This is a genomic window from Halorubrum saccharovorum DSM 1137 (assembly GCF_000337915.1).
GTDB classification, from domain to species: Archaea; Halobacteriota; Halobacteria; order Halobacteriales; family Haloferacaceae; genus Halorubrum; species Halorubrum saccharovorum.
The window spans coordinates 61,775-82,268 of the sequence record NZ_AOJE01000025.1 but is presented as its reverse complement, the minus strand read 5'-3'; the positions used below and the strand labels follow the sequence as shown (position 1 = coordinate 82,268).

The following is a 20,494-nucleotide window of genomic DNA, read 5'->3' as shown; positions in this document are numbered from 1 at the left end:
CGTCTCCACTCGGGGCAGACGTCTTCGAGTGGAGGCGCACCCTGTCAGTGTGCGCTGACGTCAGGGACGCTGAACCTGAACGGCGGATTCACCGCCAGCGTCGATTCGGCGGCAGAAGGGGAGTCCACTGACAAGCCCACGACTTCAGTCGTGGGCCACTGACTCCGCGTCGTTGTCGAACGCCAGCGTCACGCCGTCGCCGTCGACGGTCGCCCCGGCGGCGCACACCGGATGCTCGAAATCCGCGCCGAGGACTTCCGTCGCGGCCGCCGCGGCGTCGGGCGTCTCGGCGTCAGCGGCCGCGAACTCGTACGGCTCGGGGCTGTCCGTCTCGTAGGTGGCGACGATGGTGGGCTCCTCGACGGCCTCGATCACGAGCCCGTCTCGGCGGACGACGCCGATGGTGGCGGTCTCGCTCCCGACGACGCCGGCGATCCGGGGCGTGTCGTAGTCGTCTTTCTCGAAATCCAGCGCGAGCAGGGGGGTCGCCAGCGCGTCGCGAGCGGGGTACCCCAGTTCGAGCTTCTCCGCGATCGGGTCGACGTGCGAGCCGTTGCCGACGACGGCCAGCGGCTCGTCGGTCGGCGTGCGAACCGCCCGCGCACAGTTGTACGAGACGTACGGATTGTCCGTCTCGGGGGCGTCCGGCGTCGGGCCGACGGTGAGCGTTCCGTCCCGATCGGTCACGCGGCGATTCGGGAACGAGCGCGAGGAGACGCGGTAGGCGCCGATACCGGGAGCGACGACGACGAATCGTCCGACGTACATACAGGTTCGTGGCTATCCGACCGGCTAAAGCGCATCGATATGCGCACGTTCGGCGATCGGATTCGCACGGGTCCGCTCCCCCGCCTCCTCACACTCCCCCCGATTCGCTTCCGATCGACTGTGAACGCGTACCAGAGGGCCGGCGACGCGCAACGCTTACAAAGACCCACTGGCTATCGATGAGTGCGCACAGTCCATTGGGGTAGTGGCCAATCCTGTTGCCTTCTGGGGGCAACGACCCTGGTTCGAATCCAGGATGGACTATTCTCGCGGTTCGCTCCGGTCGATTTTCGTCCGATTCGCCGATCCGCCCGCCGTCGGAGCCGCGTCCCATTCTCGCCCTCCGTTTCGGTTGGAGTCAAAATTTCTACTGGAACGGTATCGCCGTCACGTACCGCGTTTTCCAATCGAAGCAAAGGGGTTCGATCGCTACTTCTCGACGTCGAGCAGTGCGACGCGTTCGCGGACGATATCGGGGAGGTCGCCGGCGGTCGCCGCGATCTCGCGATCGCCGATGTCGTAGAACTCCCGGACCCGCTCCGCGTCGAACGCGGGCCCGAAGCCGTCGTCATCGGTGAACGCCGCCGTCGACGCGAGCAGGTCTCCCACCGACGCGGCGGCCGCGTCGAGGTCCGCGTCCGGTCGTTCCGCGCCCGGAACCGCACCGAAATCCGCGACCAGGACGACCGCGCGCCGCTCTCCCTCCGAGACGCCGAGCGTGAACGCGCGGTCGATCTGACGCTTGCCGGCCGCGTACAGCATGATCTCGACGCCCGGATCGCGGGCCACGGCCTCGCCGCGGGCGATCGCGCGGGCGGCGAGGCGGATCGCCTCCCGGAGGTGTGCGGCCGAGACGACGAAATCGGCGTCGAACGCCTGCACGACTGCGCCCGTCTCGCCCGCGATATCGTCGAGCGCCGCGAGGAAGGCGTCGAGATCGTCGATGGTGGCGGTCCCCGCGACGAGCCGGTGTGGCGGGGCTCGGCGTGACTCACCGCTCATCGGAAATCACCCAGACTCGCCTGCCCCTCGCCGTCCTCGTCGCTCGCGGAGCCGGCGGTCGCGGCCGCGGAAGCCGACTTGTCTGGGCGCACGTCGTCCATCGATGGGTCCTCGCGCCCGGCGTGTTCGAGAATCCGCTCGGCGGTGCGCTCGCGGCCGCGAAGCGCGCCGAGGACGACCGCCTTGTCGGCCTCTCGGAGGTCGGCGCGGGTCTCGATCCCGGCCTCGAACAGCCGCCGGGCGCGCTTCCGCCCGACGTTGCGGACGCCGGCCAGGTCGAGCAGTTCCTCGCGGACGCCGTACTCGATGCGCTTCCGAGCCTCGCGGACCGCGACGACGACGTCGCCGCCGACGCCCTCCACGTCGCGCGCGAGGGTCTCGGCCGCGCGCAGGAGCCACTCGGCGGTGTCGACCTTCCCGCGGATGTCGCCGGGGCCGACGCCGTACCGCTCCGTGATCCGGTCCTCGTCCACCTCGTTCGCCCAGTCCTCCAGCAGGCGGGCCGTCTTCAGCGACGCGAGCCAGTCCTCGAAGCGCACGTCCTCGTACTCGGAGGGCACGTCGCCGAGGAACTCCGACTCGCGCTCGTAGCAGAGCTCGGTGTACTCCTCGCGGTCCCCCGACTTCAGGTAGAGCTCGTACATGTCGGGGGTGCGGCTGACGAGGTGATAGAGGCCGAGAGGGGTGACTTCGGGGGGCGAGGTGTCGGAGCCGTCGGGCGTCTCCCCCTCCTCGCTCTCTTCGCCGTCCTCGCCGGGCCGCGTGTACGTCCCGAACCCGGGCTCGTCGCCGTCGTCGCCGCCGGTCCGGACGAACTCGCCGGCTCCTCCCTCATCGCTCGCGGCCGCGCCCGCGGCGTCCCGAGCGACCGACCGGAGCCCGTCGATCATCTCGGCCGCGCTCATCGGGTCGAGGTAGAGCCGCGAGACGGTGTGGCCGATGCCGGTCGCGGTCAGGCTCTCTCTCCCGCCGTCGCGGTCGCGCTCGACGAACTCGTTGACGGCGAGGTAGTCGAGGACGGTGTCGGTGACGGCCGCGAGCCGCCCCTCGTCGTCGGTCTGGGTCGCGTAGAGGGTGTTGTCGAGGAACGAGAGGAGCCCGTCGCGCGTGGAGGCGAAGCCGGAGGCGACGGTGGCGAGGACGTGCGTCCGGAGCGCGGGCTCGGCGGCGAGCTTCGAGCGGACCGGCTCGGGGTCGGCCCAGAGGTAGCGCTCGAACAGCTCCTCTTTCGTGTCGGCGTCGTTCGCGAGCAGCACGGCCTCGCCGTACGGATCGAGCCCGGGACGGCCCGCGCGCCCGCACATCTGGTGGACCTCCAGCACGTCGAGTGGTTTCATCCCGCCGAACTCCCCGTCGTACCGGCGCCAGTCGCGGACGATCACCCGGCGGGCGGGGGTGTTGACCCCGGCGGCCAAGGTGGGCGTCGCGGAGATGCACTTGATCAGCCGGTCGCGGAACGCGTCCTCGACGCGAGCGCGGTCCTCGCTCCGGAGCCCCGCGTGGTGGAACGCCGACCCCTGCTCGACGGCGTCCGCGAGGTCAGAGGCGGTGTCGGTGTCGGAGCCGGACCGGATCTCCTCGGCGAGCTCGCGGAGTTGATCGCGCTCGTCGTCGGTGAGCCGGGGGCCGGTCACGTCGGTGAGCTTCCGGGCGGAGGACTCGGCGTTGCGCCGGGAGTTGACGAAGACGAGCGAGGAGCCGCCCTGCCCGTCCTCCTCGGTGTCGAGCGCGTCGGCGACGAGCCGCGCGGTCTGGTCCTCGCCGCGCTCGACGGGGACCTCCCGCTTGCTCCCGTCGGCGAAGTCGATCGCGTTGCCGAAGTGGACGCCCATCCGGAGGTCGATTGGGCGCCAGTCGGACTCGACGAGCTCGGCGTCGAGCCACTCGGCGATCACGTCGGCGTTGCCGACGGTCGCCGAGAGCGCGACTGTCTGGAGCCCGGGGTTCACCTTGCGGAGCTTCGCGAGGGTCACTTCGAGGGTCGGGCCGCGGTTCGGGTCGTCGACGAGGTGGACCTCGTCGCTCACGACGCAGGTGAGGTCGTCGATCCACGGCGCCCCGTTGCGGATCAGCGAGTCGACCTTCTCCGAGGTGGCGACGATGATGTCGCGCGTGGCGAGCCACTCACCGTCGGACTCGTAGTTGCCGGTGGAGACGCCGACGGTGACGCCGAACTCCTCCCAGCGCTCGAACTCGGTCTTCTTCTCGCTGGCGAGCGCGCGCAGGGGGACGATGTAGAGGGCCTTCCCGCCGCGCTCGACCGCCGAGAGCATGGCGAGCTCGGCGATCAGCGTCTTCCCGGAGGCGGTCGGCACCGCGGCGACGAGGCTCTCGCCGTCGGCGACGCCGGCCTCGACGGCGGCCTCCTGAGGCGGGTACAGCTCGGCGACGCCCTCCGCTTCGAGCGCCTCGCCGACGCCCGCGGGGAGCCCGGAGAGCGAACTCGGTTGCATTATCGGAGGGTGGGTCCCGACCCGATTTAAATCGTCGGAACGGGGCGGTGGCGGGGATCGCCGCGGGCGCTCCTCGCGCCGGCTCCGCCTACAGCTCGCCCTTCGTGCTCGGCGTGTCGCTGCGGCGCCCGTCGAGCCGCGTCGCGTCGTCGAGCGCGCGCGCGAGAGACTTGAACAGCGCCTCGACCTCGTGGTGGGCGTTGTCTCCCGTCTCGATCGCGGCGTGGAGCGTCAGGCCGGCGTTGTGGGCCAGCGACATCGCGAAGTGGTCGGCCATGACGCTCGTGAACTCCCCGACCGACTCCTGAGAGAACTCCCCCTCGAACTCGTAGTACGGCCGGCCGGCCACGTCGACGACGACGCTCGCGACCGCCTCGTCGAGGGGGACCCGCCGGTCGGCGTACCGCCGAATGGCCCGCTTGTCGCCGAGCGCCTCGTCGAACGCCTCGCCGAGGCAGATCGCCACGTCCTCGACCGTGTGGTGGTCGTCGATGTCGAGGTCGCCGTCGCAGTCGACGGTGAGGTCGAAGAGGCCGTGCTTGGCGAACGACGCCAGCATGTGATCGTAAAAGCCGATCCCGGTCGAGACCTCGCTGTCGCCGTCGCCGTCGATCGCGAGGGTGAGGTCGATCGTCGTCTCACCGGTCTCCCGCGAGACGGCGGCCGCGCGCTCGTGGTCGCTCATACCGGCTCCTCGCGGGCGATTCGTAAGTGGGTTGCGGGTGGGCGGGGTCGTGGCACCCGCCCGGAGATTCCGACCGCCCCCCGGATTGGCGGGGGATATTTGTCACGTCCGTGAGTCACCTCCACACGGTATGGACGGATCCGAACCCTCTGACGTCACCGAGCCTCCCGACGTCGAGGTCCCCGACGCGCTCGCCGACGTCGTCGACGCCGACACCGGCGAAGGGGAGCTCGAACGGACGATCGGGCTCGTCGGCGGCCTCGCGATCGGCGTGGGGACGATGATCGGCGCGGGGATCTTCGTGTTCCCCGGGCTGGCGGCCGAGAACGCCGGCCCGGCGGCGGCGCTCTCGTTCGCGATCGGGGCGGTCGTCGCGCTCCTCGTCGCGCTGCCGGCGTCGGAGCTCGCCACCGCCATGCCGCGCAGCGGCGGCGGGTACTTCTTCATCTCGCGCGGGCTCGGCACCGCCGCCGGCGCGGTCGTCGGGATCGGGCTCTGGCTCGGGCTGGTGTTCGCCTCCGCGTTCTACCTCGTCGGCCTGGGGAGCTACGCGGGGCAGGTGTTCCTCGAAGCGGGGATCGCGCTCCCGATCGATCCGGCGGTTCCCCTGGGGGTCGCCTTCGGCGTCGGGCTCACGGTCCTCAGCCTCTTCGGGACCGAGAACACCGCGGCGCTCCAGAACGCGATCGTGATCCTCCTCCTGGTCATTCTCACGCTCTTCCTGAGCTACGGCTCCCTCGACGCGCTCGGCGTGTTCGGGGCCGAGAGCACGCCGGAGCGCTTCTTCCCGCCTGGCGGCGCGCTGCCGGTCCTCCAGACGGCGGCGCTCGTGTTCACCTCCTACCTCGGGTTCGCGCAGGTCGCGACCGTCGCCGGCGACATCAGGGAGCCGAGTCGGAACCTGCCGCTGGCGATGGTCGGCTCCGTGCTCCTCGTCGGGGTCTTCTACGTCGTCACGATCTTCGTCGCGACGAGCGCGTTCGGCAGCGGTCGCCTCGGCGAGTTCGGCGAGACCGCGATGGTCGAGGTCGCGCGGGCGTTCATCGGGTTCCCGGGCGCGCTGGCGATCGTCATCGCCGGGCTGTTGGCGACTTTCTCCAGCGCGAATGCCTCGATCCTCAGCGCCTCCCGGGCGGTGTACGCGGTGAGCCGCGACGGGGTCATTCCCGGGGTCGCGAGCCGGCTCAACCTCGCGTACGGCACCCCGCACGTCGCGCTCGGGCTCGCCGGCGGTCCGATCGTCGTGCTGGCCGCGACGGGACAGGTGGAGCTGCTCGCGGAGGTCGCGTCGTTCCTCCACCTCGTGATGTACGGACTGATCTGCGTCGCGCTGATCCGGCTCCGCCGGGAGGACCCACCGTGGTACGACCCGTCGTTCCGCTGTCCGGCGGGGTTCGCGGTCGCCGGCGTCGGCGGGATCGCGAGCTTCGCGCTCATCGCGTTCATGCAGTTGGCGTCGATCGGCGTCGGGATCGCGGTTATGGTCGCCGCGTACGGTTGGTACAGGTACTACGCGACCGATGTCGAACTCAAAGGAGACTTCTGATGACCGAGACACCCACGGACGACGGCGGGGAACAGGCCGAAACCGACGGACAGACCGCGGACGGGGACCGGCCGGAGAGCGCCCGACCCTCGGTGTTGGTCCCGCTGGAGGTGTTGGAGGGGGAGTCGCCGCCCCCCGGCACGCCGGAGCTGCTCGCGAACGCCCGCGTCGTGCTGCTCGGGTATCACGTGCTCCCCGATCAGACGGCGACCGAGCAGGCGCGCGAGCAGTTCGGGGAGACGGCGATGTCGAAGCTCGACGAGTTCGCTGCCTCCCTCGCCGCGGCCGGCGCCGACGTCGAGACGCGGCTCGTGTTCACCCACGACGGGGAGACGACGATCGACCGGCTCATCTACGAATACGACTGTCTCGCGGTGTTGGTCCCGAACAGCGCGGAGCGCGTGGAGTCGGTGCTCGTCGCGCTCCGCGGGACGGTCGGCGTCGGGCGGAACACCCGGCTCGTCGCCGGGCTGTTCGCCGACGCGGGCGTCGACGTGACGCTGTACCACGCCCTCGGCGACGGCGAGACCCCCGACGACGGGAAGTCGTTCCTGAACGGGGTGAGAGCCGACCTCGTCGAGCGCGGGATGGCTCCTGACAGGATCGAGACGCTCGTCGAGGACGCGGACGTCCCGATCGACGCCATCGCCGGCCGGGCCGAGTCGCACGACGCGGTGGTGATGGGCGAGACGGACCCGTCCGTCACCACGTTCGTCTTCGGGATGCCGTCGGAACAGGTGGCCGAGCGCTTCCTCGGTCCGGTGCTCGTCGTCCAGCGCGAGCGCCCGGAAGAGTAGTCGCGCCGCGGGGGAGGGGCGTCGCCTCAGCGGCGTTCGGGGCTCACGCCCCGTCCGCCGCGTCCTGCGCCTCCCGCAGCGTGAACTCGCCCTCGTACAGCGCGGTGCCGACCACGACCGCGGCCGCCCCGCCCTCCTTCAGCGCGACCACGTCGTCGACGCTCGCCACGCCGCCGGACGCGATAACCGGGATGTCCACCGCGTCGACGACGCTCGCGACCGCTTCGCGGTCGATCCCCTCTAACTGCCCTTCCACGTCGACGTTCGTGAAGAGGATCGCGCCCGCGCCCAGTTCCTCGTAGCGCGCGGCCGCCTCGGCGGGGTCGAGACCGGTCCCCTCGGTCCACCCGCTCACGACGACCTCGCCGTCCTTCGCGTCGAGGCTGACGACGACGCTGCCGGGATGCGTCTCGTCGATCTCGGCGACTATCTCGGGCGTCTCTACCGCCGCGGTGCCCAAAATCACGCGGTCGAGCCCCAGATCGAGGAGGTCGCGTGCGCCCTCGGCGCCCCGGATGCCGCCGCCGAGCTGGAGGCCGACCCCGTCCTCGCCCTCATCGTCGCCGCCGACCGCCTCCACCACCGCCTCGATCGCGCCGGCGTTGACGCGCTCGCCCTCGAACGCGCCGTCGAGGTCGACGAGGTGGAGCGTCTCGGCGCCCGCCTCGATCCAGCGCTCGGCGGCCTCGACCGGATCGCCGTACCGCTTGCCCGTGCCGCGCTCGCCGCCGACCAGCTGGACGACCTCGCCGTCCTGCACGTCGACGGCGGGGATCACCTCGAAGGAAGGGAAGCCGCTCATACCGGGACACAGTCGCGGGCCCGGATTAAACGGGTCGGTTCGGCCGGGAGTCGGTTCCGGCGGGCGCCCGCGGACCGCGAGCTCACTCCACCGAGACGAGCAGCGCCGAGACCTCTTCGTCGAAGGTCCCGGGCTCCGTCGCGAGCGCCTCCCTCGCCTCCGCGTCGGCCGTCTCTTCGAGGAAGGTCTCGGCGTCGATCAGGTTCGGGAGGGCGTCGTCGATCACCTGCGTGAGCGGCTCCGCCGGGTACGCGCCGCCGGCGACGAGCACGTCGGTGCCGTCGTGCCAGACGCCCAGCCGCGACTCGATCTCGACGGTCTCGCTGATCGCCCTCGCCGACCCGTCCGGAAGCGGGACCTCGCCGTCGAAGGTGAACTCGCCCCCCAGTTGCCACGTCGTCGCGGTGTGGCCGGTCTCCACGGTGCTCGTTCCCCGGTCGACGATCTCGACGTTCTCGATCCCGCTCGCGTTCAGCTGCGACCGGAACGCGTCGACCGCGGCCGTCTCCACCTCCGACATCAGCCGGTCCCGCCCGATCCCGGCGGGAAGGCTGTCGATCGCCGGTCGGACGTCGATCCGGGTGGCGAAGAAGACGACCGGCGACCCGCTCGCGCCGACCGTCTCCGACAGCGCCTCGGCGACCGAGACGTACTCGTAGATCCGCGTGTGTTCGAGCGCGGTCACCGTCACCGGGCCGTAGGACTGCTCGAACACCGTGCTCTCCGACTCGTCGAGGAGCCGCCACCCGTCGCCGATCCGGTCGCTGGTCACCTCCGGCTCCGGCACCGGTCCGTTGCGGGTGCCCAGACAGCCCGCCAGTCCAGCGACGGCGACGGCTCCCCCGCCAGCGAGCACGCGGCGCCGCGTGACGCCGGCCGTGTTCCCGATCGATCCCGCCGGTTCCCCTCCGATCGGCTTCTCGCTCATGAAGTCGTGAAGGTCGGGACGCGGTAAATTGGTGTCGACGGCGCTACCGGGGGTGATACCGCCGGATACGTAGCGGATCGGGGGACTCGCGCCAGATACGCGGCGGATACGCGCCGGATCGGGCCGACTCGCGGCGTCGCGTCTCCTCCTCCCGACCGCCGACTCCGGTGCCGCCGACACGGATCCCTTATGTAACCACTGGGTGCAACAACCAGGTAATGACTGATGACGAGGCGATCGAGACGGACCGGCGCGACGCCCTCGACGACCGGCAGGCGGACTCCCGTGGCGACGCGGGCGGCTCCGCCGGGCGTTCCACGCGGCGGCGGTTCCTCGCGCTCGGCGGCGCGGCGGGGGCCGTCGCGCTCGCGGGGTGTAGCGCCGAGCCGACGGACGGCGGAGACGGAAGCGACGGATCGAACGGAAGCGACGGAGCGGGCGGGGGCGATGGGACCGACGGCGAGGACGGTGGCGATGGCGAGGGCGGTGATGACGGCGACGACCAGGAGACGCCCACGCTGACGGTCGCGACCTACAGCAGCTTCATCGACGCGCCGTCGGTGAGCCCGGGCGAGTGGCTCAAAGAGGAGTTCGAGTCGCGGTTCGACGCCGAACTGGAGTGGGCGACCCCGGACAACGAGGTGAACTACTACGTCGAGCGCGCCAGTTCGGGCGTGTCGATCGACGCCGACCTCTACGTCGGGCTCACCACCGAGGACCTCGTGCGCGTCGACGAGACGCTCGACGGCGACCTGTTCGCGGAGCGCGGCGAGGTCGCGGGGTTCGGCGACGTGCGCGACGGGCTCCTGTTCGACCCGTTCGACCGCGCCGTTCCCTTCGACACCGGCTACGTGAGCCTCGTGTACGACGGCACCGCGACCGAGGCGCCGGAGACGTTCGACGGCCTCCTCGACGACGAGCACGCGGGCGCGCTCATCGCGCAGAACCCCGGCGCCTCGTCCACGGGGCGGTCGTTCCTGCTCCACACGGTCCACCGGTTCGGAGACGGGCCGGACGGCGCGGTCGAGGGCGGCGACGGCGACCCCGACTACGACTACCTCGACTACTGGGCGGAACTACAGGAGAACGACGTGCGCGTGCTCGGCTCGTGGGACGACGCCTACGCCGCCTGGAGCGAGGGCGAAGCCCCGATGGTCGTCTCCTACTCCACCGACCAGGTGTTCGCGGACATGGAGGGACAGGACCTGGAGAAACACCAGATCCGCTTTTTGAACGATCAGGCGTACGCCAACCCGGAGGGGATGGCCGTCTTCGCCGACGCCGCCGAGCCCGAACTCGCCCGCGAGTTCATGTCGTTCATGCTGGAGCCGGACGTGCAGGGCGTGATCGCCGAGCGCAACGTCGCGTTCCCCGCGACCGACACCGCCGAGCTCCCCGAGGACTACGCCGAACTGGCCCAGGAGCCCTCCGAACCGGTGACGTTCACGTACGACGAGCTCCAAGGCTCGGTCAGTGAGTGGGTCGAAGACTGGGAGCGGCAGTTCGCCGGGAACTGACGGCGGCGTGTCCGACGCCAGCCGCGGTGCCGACGGCGCGACCGACGCCGACGGCGCACCCGACTCCGACCGATCGCGACCCCTTCGCGACCGTGTCGCGGACCGCCTCCGCGGGCGCCTGCTGACCGCGCTCGCGGTCGTCACGAGCGCCGTGCTCGTCGCGGCGTTCTACTACCCGGTCGGCACGGTCCTGATCGAAGCGGTTGTCGTCGACGGCGTCCCCACCCTCGCCGTGTTCGCGGAGGTGTTCCGCGACCCGTTCTACTTCGGGGAGTTCGCTCGACTGTTCTCGGGCGAGTCGCCGCTGGCGGTCGCGCGCGCCCTCCTCGGGCCGGACCGCCGGCTCGGGATCGTCGGGTTCACCGCGTATCAGGCCGCGCTCTCGACGGTCGCCAGCGTCGCCCTGGGGCTCCCGGCCGCCTACCTCCTCGCGCGCTTCGAGTTCCCGGGGCGGCGCACCCTGCGGTCGCTGACGATCGTCCCGTTCGTGCTCCCGTCGATCATGGTCGCGGTCGGGTTCGTCGCGACGTTCGGTGACAACGGCACTCTCAACGGGCTCCTCGGTCTCCTCGGCCTCCCGCCCGTCGACCTCCTGTTCACGCTGGAGGCGATCGTGATCGCCCACGCCTTTTACAACGCGCCGCTCGTCGCGCGGGTGACGACCGCGGCGTGGGAGTCGGTCGACGCGAGCGCGGTCGAGACCGCCCGGAGCCTCGGCGCGGGGTCGGTCCGGGCCTTCTTCGACGTGGTCGCGCCGCAGGTGTACCCCGCCGTCTTGACCGGCGCGGCGCTCACCTTCGTGTTCACGTTCGGCACCTTCCCCATCGTGCTCGCGCTCGGCGGCTTCGAACTGGCGACGGTCGAGGTGTTCGTCTACCGGCTCGTCCGCGACCTGAGCTACGCGGAGGCGGCCGCGCTGGCGATCGTCGAGCTCGTCATCTCCTTGGGCGTCCTGCTCGCGTACCTGCGCTACGAGGCGCGGAACACGGTCAGTTCGCGCGGCGTCCGACCCCTCCCCCGAAAGTCCCTGTTCCCCGGCGCCCCGACCGCGCGCGAGGTCCTGCCCCGGCTCGGCCTCGCCGCCTACGCCGTCGTCGCGGGGCTCGTCTTCGTCGCGCCCATCGCCTCGATGACCCTCGCGAGCGTCACGGGTGGGGACGGAGCGCTCACGCTCGACCACTACCGGTTCTTGGTCGACCGCCAGCGGACGGGGGCGGCGTTTCAGGTGCGCCCGTGGCCCGCGATCCGCAACTCGCTGACGTTCGCGAGCGCCGCGACCCTGCTCGCGCTCCCGATGGGCGTCGTCGTCGCCGTGTTGACGACGCGGCGGTACCGCGGGCGGAAGCTGGTCGACGCGGCCGCGATGGCGCCGCTCGCCGTCTCGGGGATCATCGTCGGGCTCGGGCTCCTCCGCGGGCTCGTCTTCGGCGTCGAGATCGCGGGGTGGCGGTTCGCCGCGACCGGCGCGGTCGCCATCGTCGTCGCGCACGCGGTCGCGGGCTACCCGTTCGTGGTCCGGACGGTCGCGCCCGGACTGGAGGGGCTCGACCGCTCGCTGATCGAGTCGGCGCGGGCGCTCGGCGCGTCGCGGGCGCGGGTGATCCGCGACGTGGAGCTCCCCCTCGTGTGGCCGGGCGTCGTCGCGGGCGCGGCGTTCGCGTTCGCCATCTCGATCGGAGAGTTCACGGCGACGGTGGTGCTCGCGACCGGCGCCGACGCGTACACGATGCCGGTCGCCATCGAACGGTTCATCGGGCGTCGGCTCGGACCGGCGACCGCAATGGGCGTCGTCCTCCTCGTCGTCACCGGGCTCAGCTTCGTCGTCATCGAGCGGCTCGGGGGTGAGACGCGTGGGCTCTGAGTGGGCTCCTTCGTCCGCCGACCCGACCGCCGACTCGACCGGCGACCCCCCTGCCGTCGAACTCGACGGCGTGACCAAGCGCTACGGCGACACCGCCGCCGTCGACGACGTGAGCCTCGCCGTGCGCGAGGGGGAGTTCTTCACGCTGGTCGGCCCCTCCGGCTGCGGGAAGACGACGACGCTCCGGCTGATCGCGGGGTTCGAGGAGCCGACCGCGGGGGAGATTCGCTTCGCCGGCGACTCGGTCGCGGGGGTTCCCCCCGAGGAGCGCGACGTGGGCGTCGTCTTCCAGAACTACGCGCTGTTCCCGCACATGACCGTCGGCGAGAACGTCGGGTACGGGCTCAACTTCGCGGACCCGCCCGAGGGCGTCTCGCGCGACGAGCGCGTCGCCGAACTGCTCGAACTGGTGGACCTCCCCGACGCCGCCGACCGGGACCCCGAGAGCCTCTCGGGCGGGCAGCAGCAGCGCGTCGCGATGGCGCGCGCGCTGGCGCCCGGTCCCGACCTCCTCCTCTTAGACGAGCCGATGAGCGCGCTCGACGCGCGGCTCCGCGAGCGCCTCCGGGTGCAGGTCCGGAAGATTCAGTCGGAGCTGTCGATTACCACCGTCTACGTCACCCACGACCAGGAGGAGGCGCTGGCGATCTCCGACCGCGTCGCGGTGATGCGCGACGGGACGCCGGAGCAGATCGCGCCCCCGCGGACGGTGTACCGAGAGCCGTCGAGCCGGTTCGTCGCCGAGTTCGTCGGCGACAACAACGTCTTCGCGGGGCGAGTGGTCGACGTGGAGGGGGGCGAGGCGGGCGACGGAGGCGGTGCGGACGACGCCGAGAGCAACGACACCCCCAGAATCGCCGCCGTCGACGTCGGCGGCGAGACGCTGCGGGTCGCGGTCGGCGAAGGTGTCGGTGTCGAGCCCGGCGACCGCCTCACCTTCTGCGTCCGGCCCGAGTACCTGCGGATCGACGAGGGAGAGAGCCGGGTTCTGGCGACCGTCGAGAGCGCGGAGTTCCTCGGCGAGACGACCCGCGTGACCCTCGACTGGGGCGGGCGAGACCTCGTGGTCCGGACGCGCGACCCGCTCTCCGGGGAGGTCGTCGTCGGCTTCGATCCCGAAGACGCGCACCTAATCGGCAGCGACGGAGCGTGACGGGCGACGATTTATAAGTGATCAGCGCGGTGGTGCGCCGGTGAGCGCCGCAACGCGGCGCGAACCGCCCGCGAGGGAGTCAGTCGCCGGAGCGAAGCGGAGGCGACTGACGAGGCTGGGGAGGCGTGAGGCTGCGGTTGTGGTGCGGGGCGGGTGGGACTCAAAGGGGTAGCCGCGAGGCGGACAGAGGCGCCGTAAGCACCGTAGGAACGAGTGCAGCGAGTGACGAGGAGCGCAACAAGCGTCTGTCCGCCTCGCGGCTGGGGCTTTGGCGGTGTTCACCGCGGAGTTTTCGATCGCGTATCACCGAGCGGCTGGGGCCCTGGCGTCGTCCATCGTAAGATCCCCGACAACCACTTATAAACAAGCCACGCGAACGAAAGCGTATCCACGGCGACACGCATTACCGCTCCGAGCCGCTAGCCCGCGTATGGCCTCGGAGTCGTGTTTCGTCTGCGAGCGATCCGTCAGGATCGCCGGGGGGATCGGCGACCTGTGGAACTTCGCGTTCGAGTCGACGCAAGGGATGACCCTCGAACTGACGGACGGCTCCGAGTTCTTCCTCTGTTTCGAGTGCATGGAGTCGCTGCCGGACGATCACGAGCCGACCGCCGACGATGTCGCAGACCTGCGGGCGCGGACCGAGCCCGTCGAGGAAGACGGGGACCACTTCTGGCACTGGGGGTAGCCCCGACCGTCGGCGATCGGTTCGCGGCCGATCTCACCCCCCCTGCGTCCCGAACGCCTTCAGCGAGTCCTGATCGAACGGCGCCGTCGAGAGCAGCGAGACGATATCGCCCGCTCGGAAGGTCGTTTCGCCCTTGGGCGTGAGCACGTTGCCCTCCCGTTCGATGCCGACCACGTGGGTCTCTCGGGAGAGCTGGCCCTCTTCGACCGCTTGCTCGATGGTGTTGCCCGCGATCTCGGCCCCTTCCGAGACGGTGAACTCCGCGACTTCGGCATCTCCCGCGAGGCTCATGAAGTCGGTCAGCGACGGCCCCTTCGGAACCTTCTCGGGACCGAACGGGTCGTACGGTCTGTGGTACTCCCCCTGCATCACGTTCTCGTCTTCGATCGTTAGTCCGAGGTCGGCAAGCTCGCCGGCGGCGTGGTTGATGTCTTCGGTATCCGAACCGACCACCGTCACGAGGAGGTTGGCCGTGCCCGCCATCAGCTCCTGGACATTGACGACCCCCGAAACGTCCAGCGCCGACTGAGCCAGCTGCGTCCGGTCCGGGATCGGCGCCGTACACCGGAACAGGTAGGTGACGTACCCGCCGATCGACTTGTAGTCGATGTCGGCGAGGTACCCCCGAAGAATCCCTCGCTCTTCGAGCTGGTCGATCCGATTTCGGATCGTCGCCGGCGTGACCTCCATCTCCGCGGCGATGTCCGATGTCGCCGTGTTTCGCGCGTCCACACCGAAGTAGTAGAGGATGCGCTTGTCGATCTCATCGATACGGTGTCCCATGATCGAACAACGACCGGGCAGCACAAAGGATTTCTCATAGCCGCTCTCCACGGGACTGGGGATTTCTCATAAGGAAATATTTCTCCTTCTAGAATTGCTTCTCAAAAATTCAGAAGGAAATACTTATGCCTGAGCGAAATAGGTGCTGCATCAGGTTCCGCGACAAAAACGAAGCCGTGACGCTTCCCGATCGAACTCAGGCGGCGCCGCGGCCGGAATCGAACCAGCCGCCACACACTCACACCATGACATCACCCGATACTGATCGCCCGGACGGCGTCTCCGACGAGGTCATCGTCGCGCTCGAAGACTGCAGCGATACGCAGCTCAGGGAGATCATCCACTACGCCCAACAGCTCCTCCGAGAGCATCCGTCGCTGACGGACGCGATTGAGTCCAGGGGCGACGAGGAGCTCGTCTACACGGAGGACCACGGCGCGTACACGATCGCCGTCGTGGAGCGCCCGAATGAGACCGGTTGGGCACGCGGGCCGTTCGTGTACAGGGTCAACTGGGAGCCCGCGAGAGACGGCTGGGACGGTCAGTACCGCTGGCACTACTTGGGAAAGGTTCAGGCCGAATCCGACGGTGACCGGCGGTGACTGACCCGTCTCGTCGGATCGACAGTCCGGTCGCCGGTCGCGACCGCCGCCGCCGTGACCGGGACGTGAGCCCGCGGTTCGGCCCGGGAATCGCCTGAGAAAACGATCGACCACGGATACGAACGCTACACATGTACATCATCATCGTCGGAGCCGGCGACATCGGAACGCCGCTCATCGAAATCGCAACGCGCGCCGGATACGAAGTCGTCGTCATCGAGACCGACCCCGAAAAGGCGGACGCGGTCGCGAGCGAGTACGACTGTATGGTGCTCAACGCCGACGCGACGGTCAAAGAGAACCTCGCCGACGCCGGGAGCGACCGTGCGGACGCGATCGTCACGACGACCGATCAGGACGCGACCAACGTGATGGTCTCGCTGCTCGCACAGGAGCTCGAGATACCCAACGTCGTCTCGGTCGTCCACAATCCCGAGCACATGAATCTGTTCCGTCAGATCGGCGTGAACACCATGCAGAACCCGCAGCGACTCATCGCGGAGTCGCTGTTCCGGTCCGTCGACCGGCCCTCGATCGTCGACTACATGCGGGTCGGTGATGTCGCCGAGGTGTTCGAGATCACGGTCGCCGAGGAGGCGCCGATCGCCGGAAAGACCCTCATCGAGGCCGACGAGGAAGGACTCCTCGGTGACGAGACGCTCATCGTGGCGATCGAACGGGGGGACGCGGACTCGCCGATCACGCCCCGCGGACAGACACGCATCGAGACGGGAGACCTGTTGACCGTCTACTCCGGAACCGGTGCGACACCGGACGTGACGGACATCTTCGGCCACTACGAGGATCAGGAGAACGGCTCGAACGGGGTGAGGCTGTGACCGTCCGACCGGTATCGCGGGGAGACCGCTCCGACGCAGGTGATCCATGAGAGTCAAGACGGACACCGTCGGCCGCGACGTCGGCCGCATCGTCCAGGCGGTCTCGCTGATGATGCTGATCTCGCTCGTCGTGGCGGCGGTCAACGGCGAGTTCTACACCGTCCCGGCGTTCGTGGTCTCCGCGGTCGTCATGGCGGGGATCGGAACTGGGCTGGTCCGGCGGTACCGTGGCGCCGACCCGCCGGAGAAGCGCGAGGCGATGGTCACCGCGGCCACGGCGTGGGCGCTCGTTGGGATACTCGGCGGGCTCCCGTTCGTCCTGATCGCGTGGACGATCCAGCTGAACCCGTTTCCCGTCTGGATGAACACGCCGCCGATGGACTCGACGACCGCGGTGTTCCTCGATCCGCTTGACGCGGTGTTCGAGAGCATGAGCGGCTTCACCGGGACCGGGCTCACGATGGCGGCCGTCGAGGAGGAGCTCCCCCGGGCGATCCACTGGTGGCGGTCGTTCATCGAGTGGGTCGGCGGCGTCGGCGTGATCGTCTTGACGGTCGCGATCCTGCGCCGCTCGGGCGGGAGCAGCGGATCGTACACACTGTACGAGAGCGAGGCGCGCTCCGAAAAGATCCATCCCAGCATCGTGACGACCGTCCGCGAGATTTGGAAGATCTTCGTCGGCCTCACGCTCGGCTCGATCGCCCTGTTCCTCCTCACGGGGATGCCCCTGTGGGACGCGATCAACCACGGAATGACCGGCATCGCGACCGGCGGGTTCTCCGTCCACGCGGACTCGATCGGCCACTACGGCAGCCCGCTGATCGAGTACGCCACGGTCCCGATCATGGTCGCGGGGAGCATCGCGTTCCCGATCCACTACCTGATCTTCAAGGGGGAGGTCCGGAACTTCTACACCGACCTCCAGACGCGATGGGTGTTCATCTGGTTCACCGTCGGATCGCTCGTGTTGACCGCGATCCTCTACGTGAACGGCCAGTACGCCACGCTGGAGGAGACGTTCCGGGTGAGCCTGTTCCAGTTCGTCTCCGCGACGTCGAACACCGGCTTCGGGAGCACGTCGATCGGCGGCGGCACCGAACGCGTCTGGACCGCGGGCCCGACGCTGTTCGCGTGCCTCGGAATGTTAACCGGCGCGGCGGCCGGCTCGACGGTGAGCGGGATCAAGCTCATCCGCGTCGTGACGCTGGTCAAGGGAACGATCTGGCAGATTCAGGACGTGTTCCGGCCGCAGGCCGCGATTCGCTACCTCCAGATCGGCGACCGACGCCTCAGCGAGGCGCAGGCGCAACGGGAGTACACCGAGGCGACGGTCGTGTTCCTGCTGTGGATCGCGTTCCTCGTGATCGGCGTCGCCGTCCTGCTTCGGGTCCTTCCCCCGACGTACCCGCTGGAGTACGTGATCTTCGACGTGATGAGCGCACAGAGCAACGTCGGCCTCGACTCGGGGGTCACCGGGCCGGCCATGCCGGAGACGGCGAAGGCGATGCTGATCGTCAACATGTGGGTCGGTCGGCTCGAAATAATCCCGGTGGCGGTGTTGCTCGGAACGATCGTTCGCCGGCTCGACCGCTCCGCCTGACGAAGGCGAAAGTCGTCCGGCGGATTCGGACCACGCCTCGTCAGTTAGGCGCCGTCCTTCGAATCGTCCGTCGAGTCGCTCTCGGAGTCGTCGATCTCCGGCGTCGACGGCTCCGGCTCGACGCCGGTCTCGGCGGGCGTCGGGGTCGCGTCGGTCACGTCGTTCGACCGCGCGCCGCTGCCGAACAGCCGGTCGAGGAAGCCGCGGTCGCTCTTCGGCTCGGCGAGCAGCACGGAACACTCCACCTCGTTGAGCACGTCCAACACGAGCGATCCGCGGACCAGCCGCGAGAGGAGTCCCTTCTGGGTCGCGCCGATGATGAGCATCGTCGCGTCGCGAGCGGCGCGCTCGATGCTGGTCTCGACGTCGCCGGTCTCGATCCGGAGCGTCGCGCCCGAGAGGTCGTGGTCGGCGGCCCACTCGGAGAGGAACGCGCGCCCCTCGGCCTCGTCCTCGGCGACGTGCAGCAGCGTGACTTCGCCGTCGAACTCCGTCTGGAGCATCTTCGCCACCGCGCCGGACAGGTCGGAGGCCGGGCCGCCGGCCGTCGGCACGAGGATCCGCGACGGGTCGAACCCGCGGTCGCGGAACACGAGGAAGTCAGAGGGGAGCGAGTACGCCAGCTCGTCGACGGCGGACTCGGCGCGGCCGGGCGCCCCGTGGGAGTCCTCGCCCCAGCCCATCACGGTCATGTCGGCGCCGTAGGTGCGCGCGGCGTCGAACACCTCCTCGAACACGCGGTGCGATAAGACGACGTGGGTCTCCACGTCGACGCCGAACGTCTCGGCGTCCTCGCGGGCCTGACTCAACAGGTCGTGTGCCGCCTCGTGCGCGCCGCGGTCGCGGGCCGCCTCCAGCGAGGTCTGGTCGGGCACGTTCGCGATGTTGACGGCGACGACCGTCCCGTTCCGCTGCTTCGCGATGGCCGACGCGAGCGTGATCAGGTGCTCCTCCGTCGCGGGGTTCGCGAGCGGCACCATCACCCGGTAGTCGTCGCCGCTCGGCTGGACGGAGGTCGCGGCCGACACCGCGGGCTTGGGGAGCTCGTCGGACCGGTCGAGGATCCACGTCCCCAACACGCCGCGCGACTCGACCTTCCCGCGAGCGTACAGCAGGTACCAGAGCGCGGCGAAGGCGACGAGCCCGGCCGAGAACAGGATGATCGTCGGGTCGATGTAGATTATCAGCGCGAACGACGACAGCGTCCCGATTATCGGGACGATCGGGTAGAAGGGGACCTCGAAGTCGGGATCGTACCCCTCGACCTCCGACTCGCGCATCACGATCAGCGCGAGGTTGAGCAGCCCGTAGACGATGAGGTGAAGGACGGAGCCCATCGTCGACAGCGACTCGACGCCGCCGGCGACGAGGAACACGAGGATGAGCGCGCCGGTGAGCGCGATCGACTTGTAGGGCGTGCCGAACCGCTGGTGGATCTCGTTGAGCTTCGGGGTGACGATCTTCTCGCGACCCATCGCGAAGTTGATCCGGGACGACGAGAGGATCGACGCGTTCGCCGAGGAGGCGGTCGCGAGCAGCCCGCCGATCAGGAGCATGCCGGCGCCGACGGCGCCCAGCGAGTAGCCGAACACCTCGTAGTTGCCGAACAGCAATCGGGCGGCGTCGACGACCGCGGTCTCGTTGTTCGCGACGAGTTCGTTCGGGACCGCCGCGAGCAGCACGACGAGGAACAGCGCGTACACGGCCGTGACGATGACGACCGAGCCGAGGACCGCGAGCGGGAGGTTCCGGCCGGGGTTCTTGATCTCCTCGGCGACCGAGGTGATCTGCACGAACCCGAGATACGAGACGAAGATGATCCCCGTCACCGGGAGCACTTGGCTCGTCGTCCCCGGCGGCGCGAGCGGGCGCAGCGACTCCATGTCGGCGTTCAGCAGACCGACGACGGTGAAGACGGCGAGGATGCCCAAGAGGGACATCACGATGACGATCTGGAGCCCGCCCGTCTCCTTCGCGCCGAAGTAGTTGACCGCGATGAAGAGCAGGGCGCCGGCGAGCCCGATCACCTGCGCCGCCTCCAGCGTGAGCGGGCCGACTCCGACGGGGCCGAGCCCGACGAGCGCGTTGACGTACTCGCCGAACCCGTACATGTAGAAGGCGGACGCGAACGCGAGCCCGAGCCAGTTCGCCCACCCCGCGATCGAGCCGAACAGCGGGCCGAGCGCGCGGTTGACGTAGAAGTACGCCCCGCCGGACTTCGGCATGGCAGTTCCCAGCTCCGAGGCGGACAGCGCCGTGAACAGCGCGATCACGCCGCCGAGGACGAACGTCGCCGCCGCGAGCGGGCCGGCGCGGGCGACCGCGGTGCCGGGGAGCACGAAGATCCCGGCGCCGATCATCGTCCCGATCCCGATCGTGAGCGCCGCGAGCGGTCCGAGGTCCTTCGCGAGTTCCTCGTCGCCGCTCACGGCGGACCACCTCGGTCGGTTGTAACTCTCCGGGCGTCTGT

General features: G+C 69.7%; 17 protein-coding genes, 1 tRNA gene and 1 pseudogene. 11 read left to right on the top strand and 8 right to left on the bottom strand.

What is annotated here, in order from left to right:
• Positions 1-162 (top strand): annotated as a pseudogene (locus C471_RS18025) (RNA-guided endonuclease InsQ/TnpB family protein); the annotation flags it as partial.
• Here the strand turns inward: C471_RS18025 and C471_RS07885 are convergent.
• Complete coding sequence (locus tag C471_RS07885) at positions 145-768, bottom strand: IMP cyclohydrolase (RefSeq protein ID WP_004047854.1); 624 nt, start codon at positions 766-768, stop codon at positions 145-147. The pseudogene C471_RS18025 and the gene C471_RS07885 sit on opposite strands and share 18 nt — an antisense overlap.
• A gap of 191 nt (positions 769-959) precedes the next feature.
• Here C471_RS07885 and C471_RS07880 point away from each other — a divergent pair.
• Positions 960-1,032: transfer RNA gene (locus C471_RS07880), tRNA-Gln, on the top strand.
• A 165-nt stretch (positions 1,033-1,197) separates the two neighbouring features.
• On the opposite strand, the gene cgi121 is transcribed toward C471_RS07880, so the two are convergent.
• From cgi121 to hisB, 3 genes are all read right to left on the bottom strand, one after another.
• Positions 1,198-1,770: a KEOPS complex subunit Cgi121 gene (gene cgi121 / locus C471_RS07875; RefSeq protein WP_004047852.1), complete on the bottom strand. Its 573-nt coding sequence runs from the start codon at positions 1,768-1,770 to the stop codon at positions 1,198-1,200.
• Entirely contained in the window at positions 1,767-4,223 is a 2,457-nt protein-coding gene (locus C471_RS07870; RefSeq protein WP_004047850.1) for an ATP-dependent DNA helicase, read from the bottom strand. The genes cgi121 and C471_RS07870 overlap by 4 nt, the downstream gene beginning before the upstream one ends.
• Positions 4,224-4,311: 88 nt before the next feature.
• Positions 4,312-4,908 (bottom strand): imidazoleglycerol-phosphate dehydratase HisB, encoded by a 597-nt coding sequence (gene hisB / locus C471_RS07865; RefSeq protein WP_004047848.1) that lies wholly within the window; start codon positions 4,906-4,908, stop codon positions 4,312-4,314.
• A 130-nt stretch (positions 4,909-5,038) separates the two neighbouring features.
• On the opposite strand from hisB, the gene C471_RS07860 reads away from it, so the two are divergent.
• A complete protein-coding gene (locus C471_RS07860) occupies positions 5,039-6,454 on the top strand; it encodes an APC family permease (protein ID WP_004047846.1) in 1,416 nt (471 codons plus the stop codon).
• On the top strand, positions 6,454-7,251 hold the full coding sequence (locus C471_RS07855) for a hypothetical protein (RefSeq protein WP_004047844.1): 798 nt from the start codon (positions 6,454-6,456) through the stop codon (positions 7,249-7,251). The genes C471_RS07860 and C471_RS07855 overlap by 1 nt, the downstream gene beginning before the upstream one ends.
• Positions 7,252-7,294: 43 nt before the next feature.
• Here C471_RS07855 and hisA read toward each other — a convergent pair whose 3' ends face one another.
• Positions 7,295-8,053, bottom strand: a complete 759-nt coding sequence (gene hisA / locus C471_RS07850) for a 1-(5-phosphoribosyl)-5-[(5-phosphoribosylamino)methylideneamino]imidazole-4-carboxamide isomerase (RefSeq protein ID WP_004047843.1) — start codon at positions 8,051-8,053, stop codon at positions 7,295-7,297.
• A gap of 82 nt (positions 8,054-8,135) precedes the next feature.
• Positions 8,136-8,981, bottom strand: coding sequence for a hypothetical protein (locus C471_RS07845; RefSeq protein ID WP_004047841.1), 846 nt, complete (start codon positions 8,979-8,981; stop codon positions 8,136-8,138).
• 218 nt (positions 8,982-9,199) lie between these two features.
• On the opposite strand from C471_RS07845, the gene C471_RS07840 reads away from it, so the two are divergent.
• From C471_RS07840 to C471_RS07825, 4 genes are all read left to right on the top strand, one after another.
• Positions 9,200-10,498 carry a thiamine ABC transporter substrate-binding protein gene (locus tag C471_RS07840; protein WP_004047839.1) on the top strand — a complete coding sequence of 433 codons (1,299 nt, stop codon included), beginning with the start codon at positions 9,200-9,202 and terminating at the stop codon, positions 10,496-10,498.
• Positions 10,499-10,505: 7 nt separating this feature from the next.
• Complete coding sequence (locus tag C471_RS07835) at positions 10,506-12,359, top strand: ABC transporter permease (protein WP_004047838.1); 1,854 nt, start codon at positions 10,506-10,508, stop codon at positions 12,357-12,359.
• Positions 12,349-13,512 carry an ABC transporter ATP-binding protein gene (locus tag C471_RS07830; RefSeq protein WP_004047836.1) on the top strand — a complete coding sequence of 388 codons (1,164 nt, stop codon included), beginning with the start codon at positions 12,349-12,351 and terminating at the stop codon, positions 13,510-13,512. The genes C471_RS07835 and C471_RS07830 overlap by 11 nt, the downstream gene beginning before the upstream one ends.
• A gap of 430 nt (positions 13,513-13,942) precedes the next feature.
• Complete coding sequence (locus C471_RS07825) at positions 13,943-14,200, top strand: DUF7561 family protein (protein WP_004047834.1); 258 nt, start codon at positions 13,943-13,945, stop codon at positions 14,198-14,200.
• A 33-nt stretch (positions 14,201-14,233) separates the two neighbouring features.
• On the opposite strand, the gene C471_RS07820 is transcribed toward C471_RS07825, so the two are convergent.
• Entirely contained in the window at positions 14,234-14,983 is a 750-nt protein-coding gene (locus tag C471_RS07820; RefSeq protein WP_004047833.1) for a TrkA C-terminal domain-containing protein, read from the bottom strand.
• Positions 14,984-15,228: 245 nt separating this feature from the next.
• On the opposite strand from C471_RS07820, the gene C471_RS07815 reads away from it, so the two are divergent.
• From C471_RS07815 to C471_RS07805, 3 genes are all read left to right on the top strand, one after another.
• On the top strand, positions 15,229-15,585 hold the full coding sequence (locus C471_RS07815; RefSeq protein ID WP_004047831.1) for a hypothetical protein: 357 nt from the start codon (positions 15,229-15,231) through the stop codon (positions 15,583-15,585).
• Positions 15,586-15,716: 131 nt separating this feature from the next.
• Positions 15,717-16,424: a potassium channel family protein gene (locus C471_RS07810; protein WP_004047829.1), complete on the top strand. Its 708-nt coding sequence runs from the start codon at positions 15,717-15,719 to the stop codon at positions 16,422-16,424.
• Positions 16,425-16,470: 46 nt separating this feature from the next.
• Positions 16,471-18,024, top strand: coding sequence for a TrkH family potassium uptake protein (locus tag C471_RS07805; RefSeq protein ID WP_004047828.1), 1,554 nt, complete (start codon positions 16,471-16,473; stop codon positions 18,022-18,024).
• Between the two features lie 44 nt (positions 18,025-18,068).
• On the opposite strand, the gene C471_RS07800 is transcribed toward C471_RS07805, so the two are convergent.
• Complete coding sequence (locus C471_RS07800; RefSeq protein WP_004047826.1) at positions 18,069-20,453, bottom strand: amino acid permease; 2,385 nt, start codon at positions 20,451-20,453, stop codon at positions 18,069-18,071.
• Positions 20,454-20,494 lie beyond the last annotated feature (41 nt).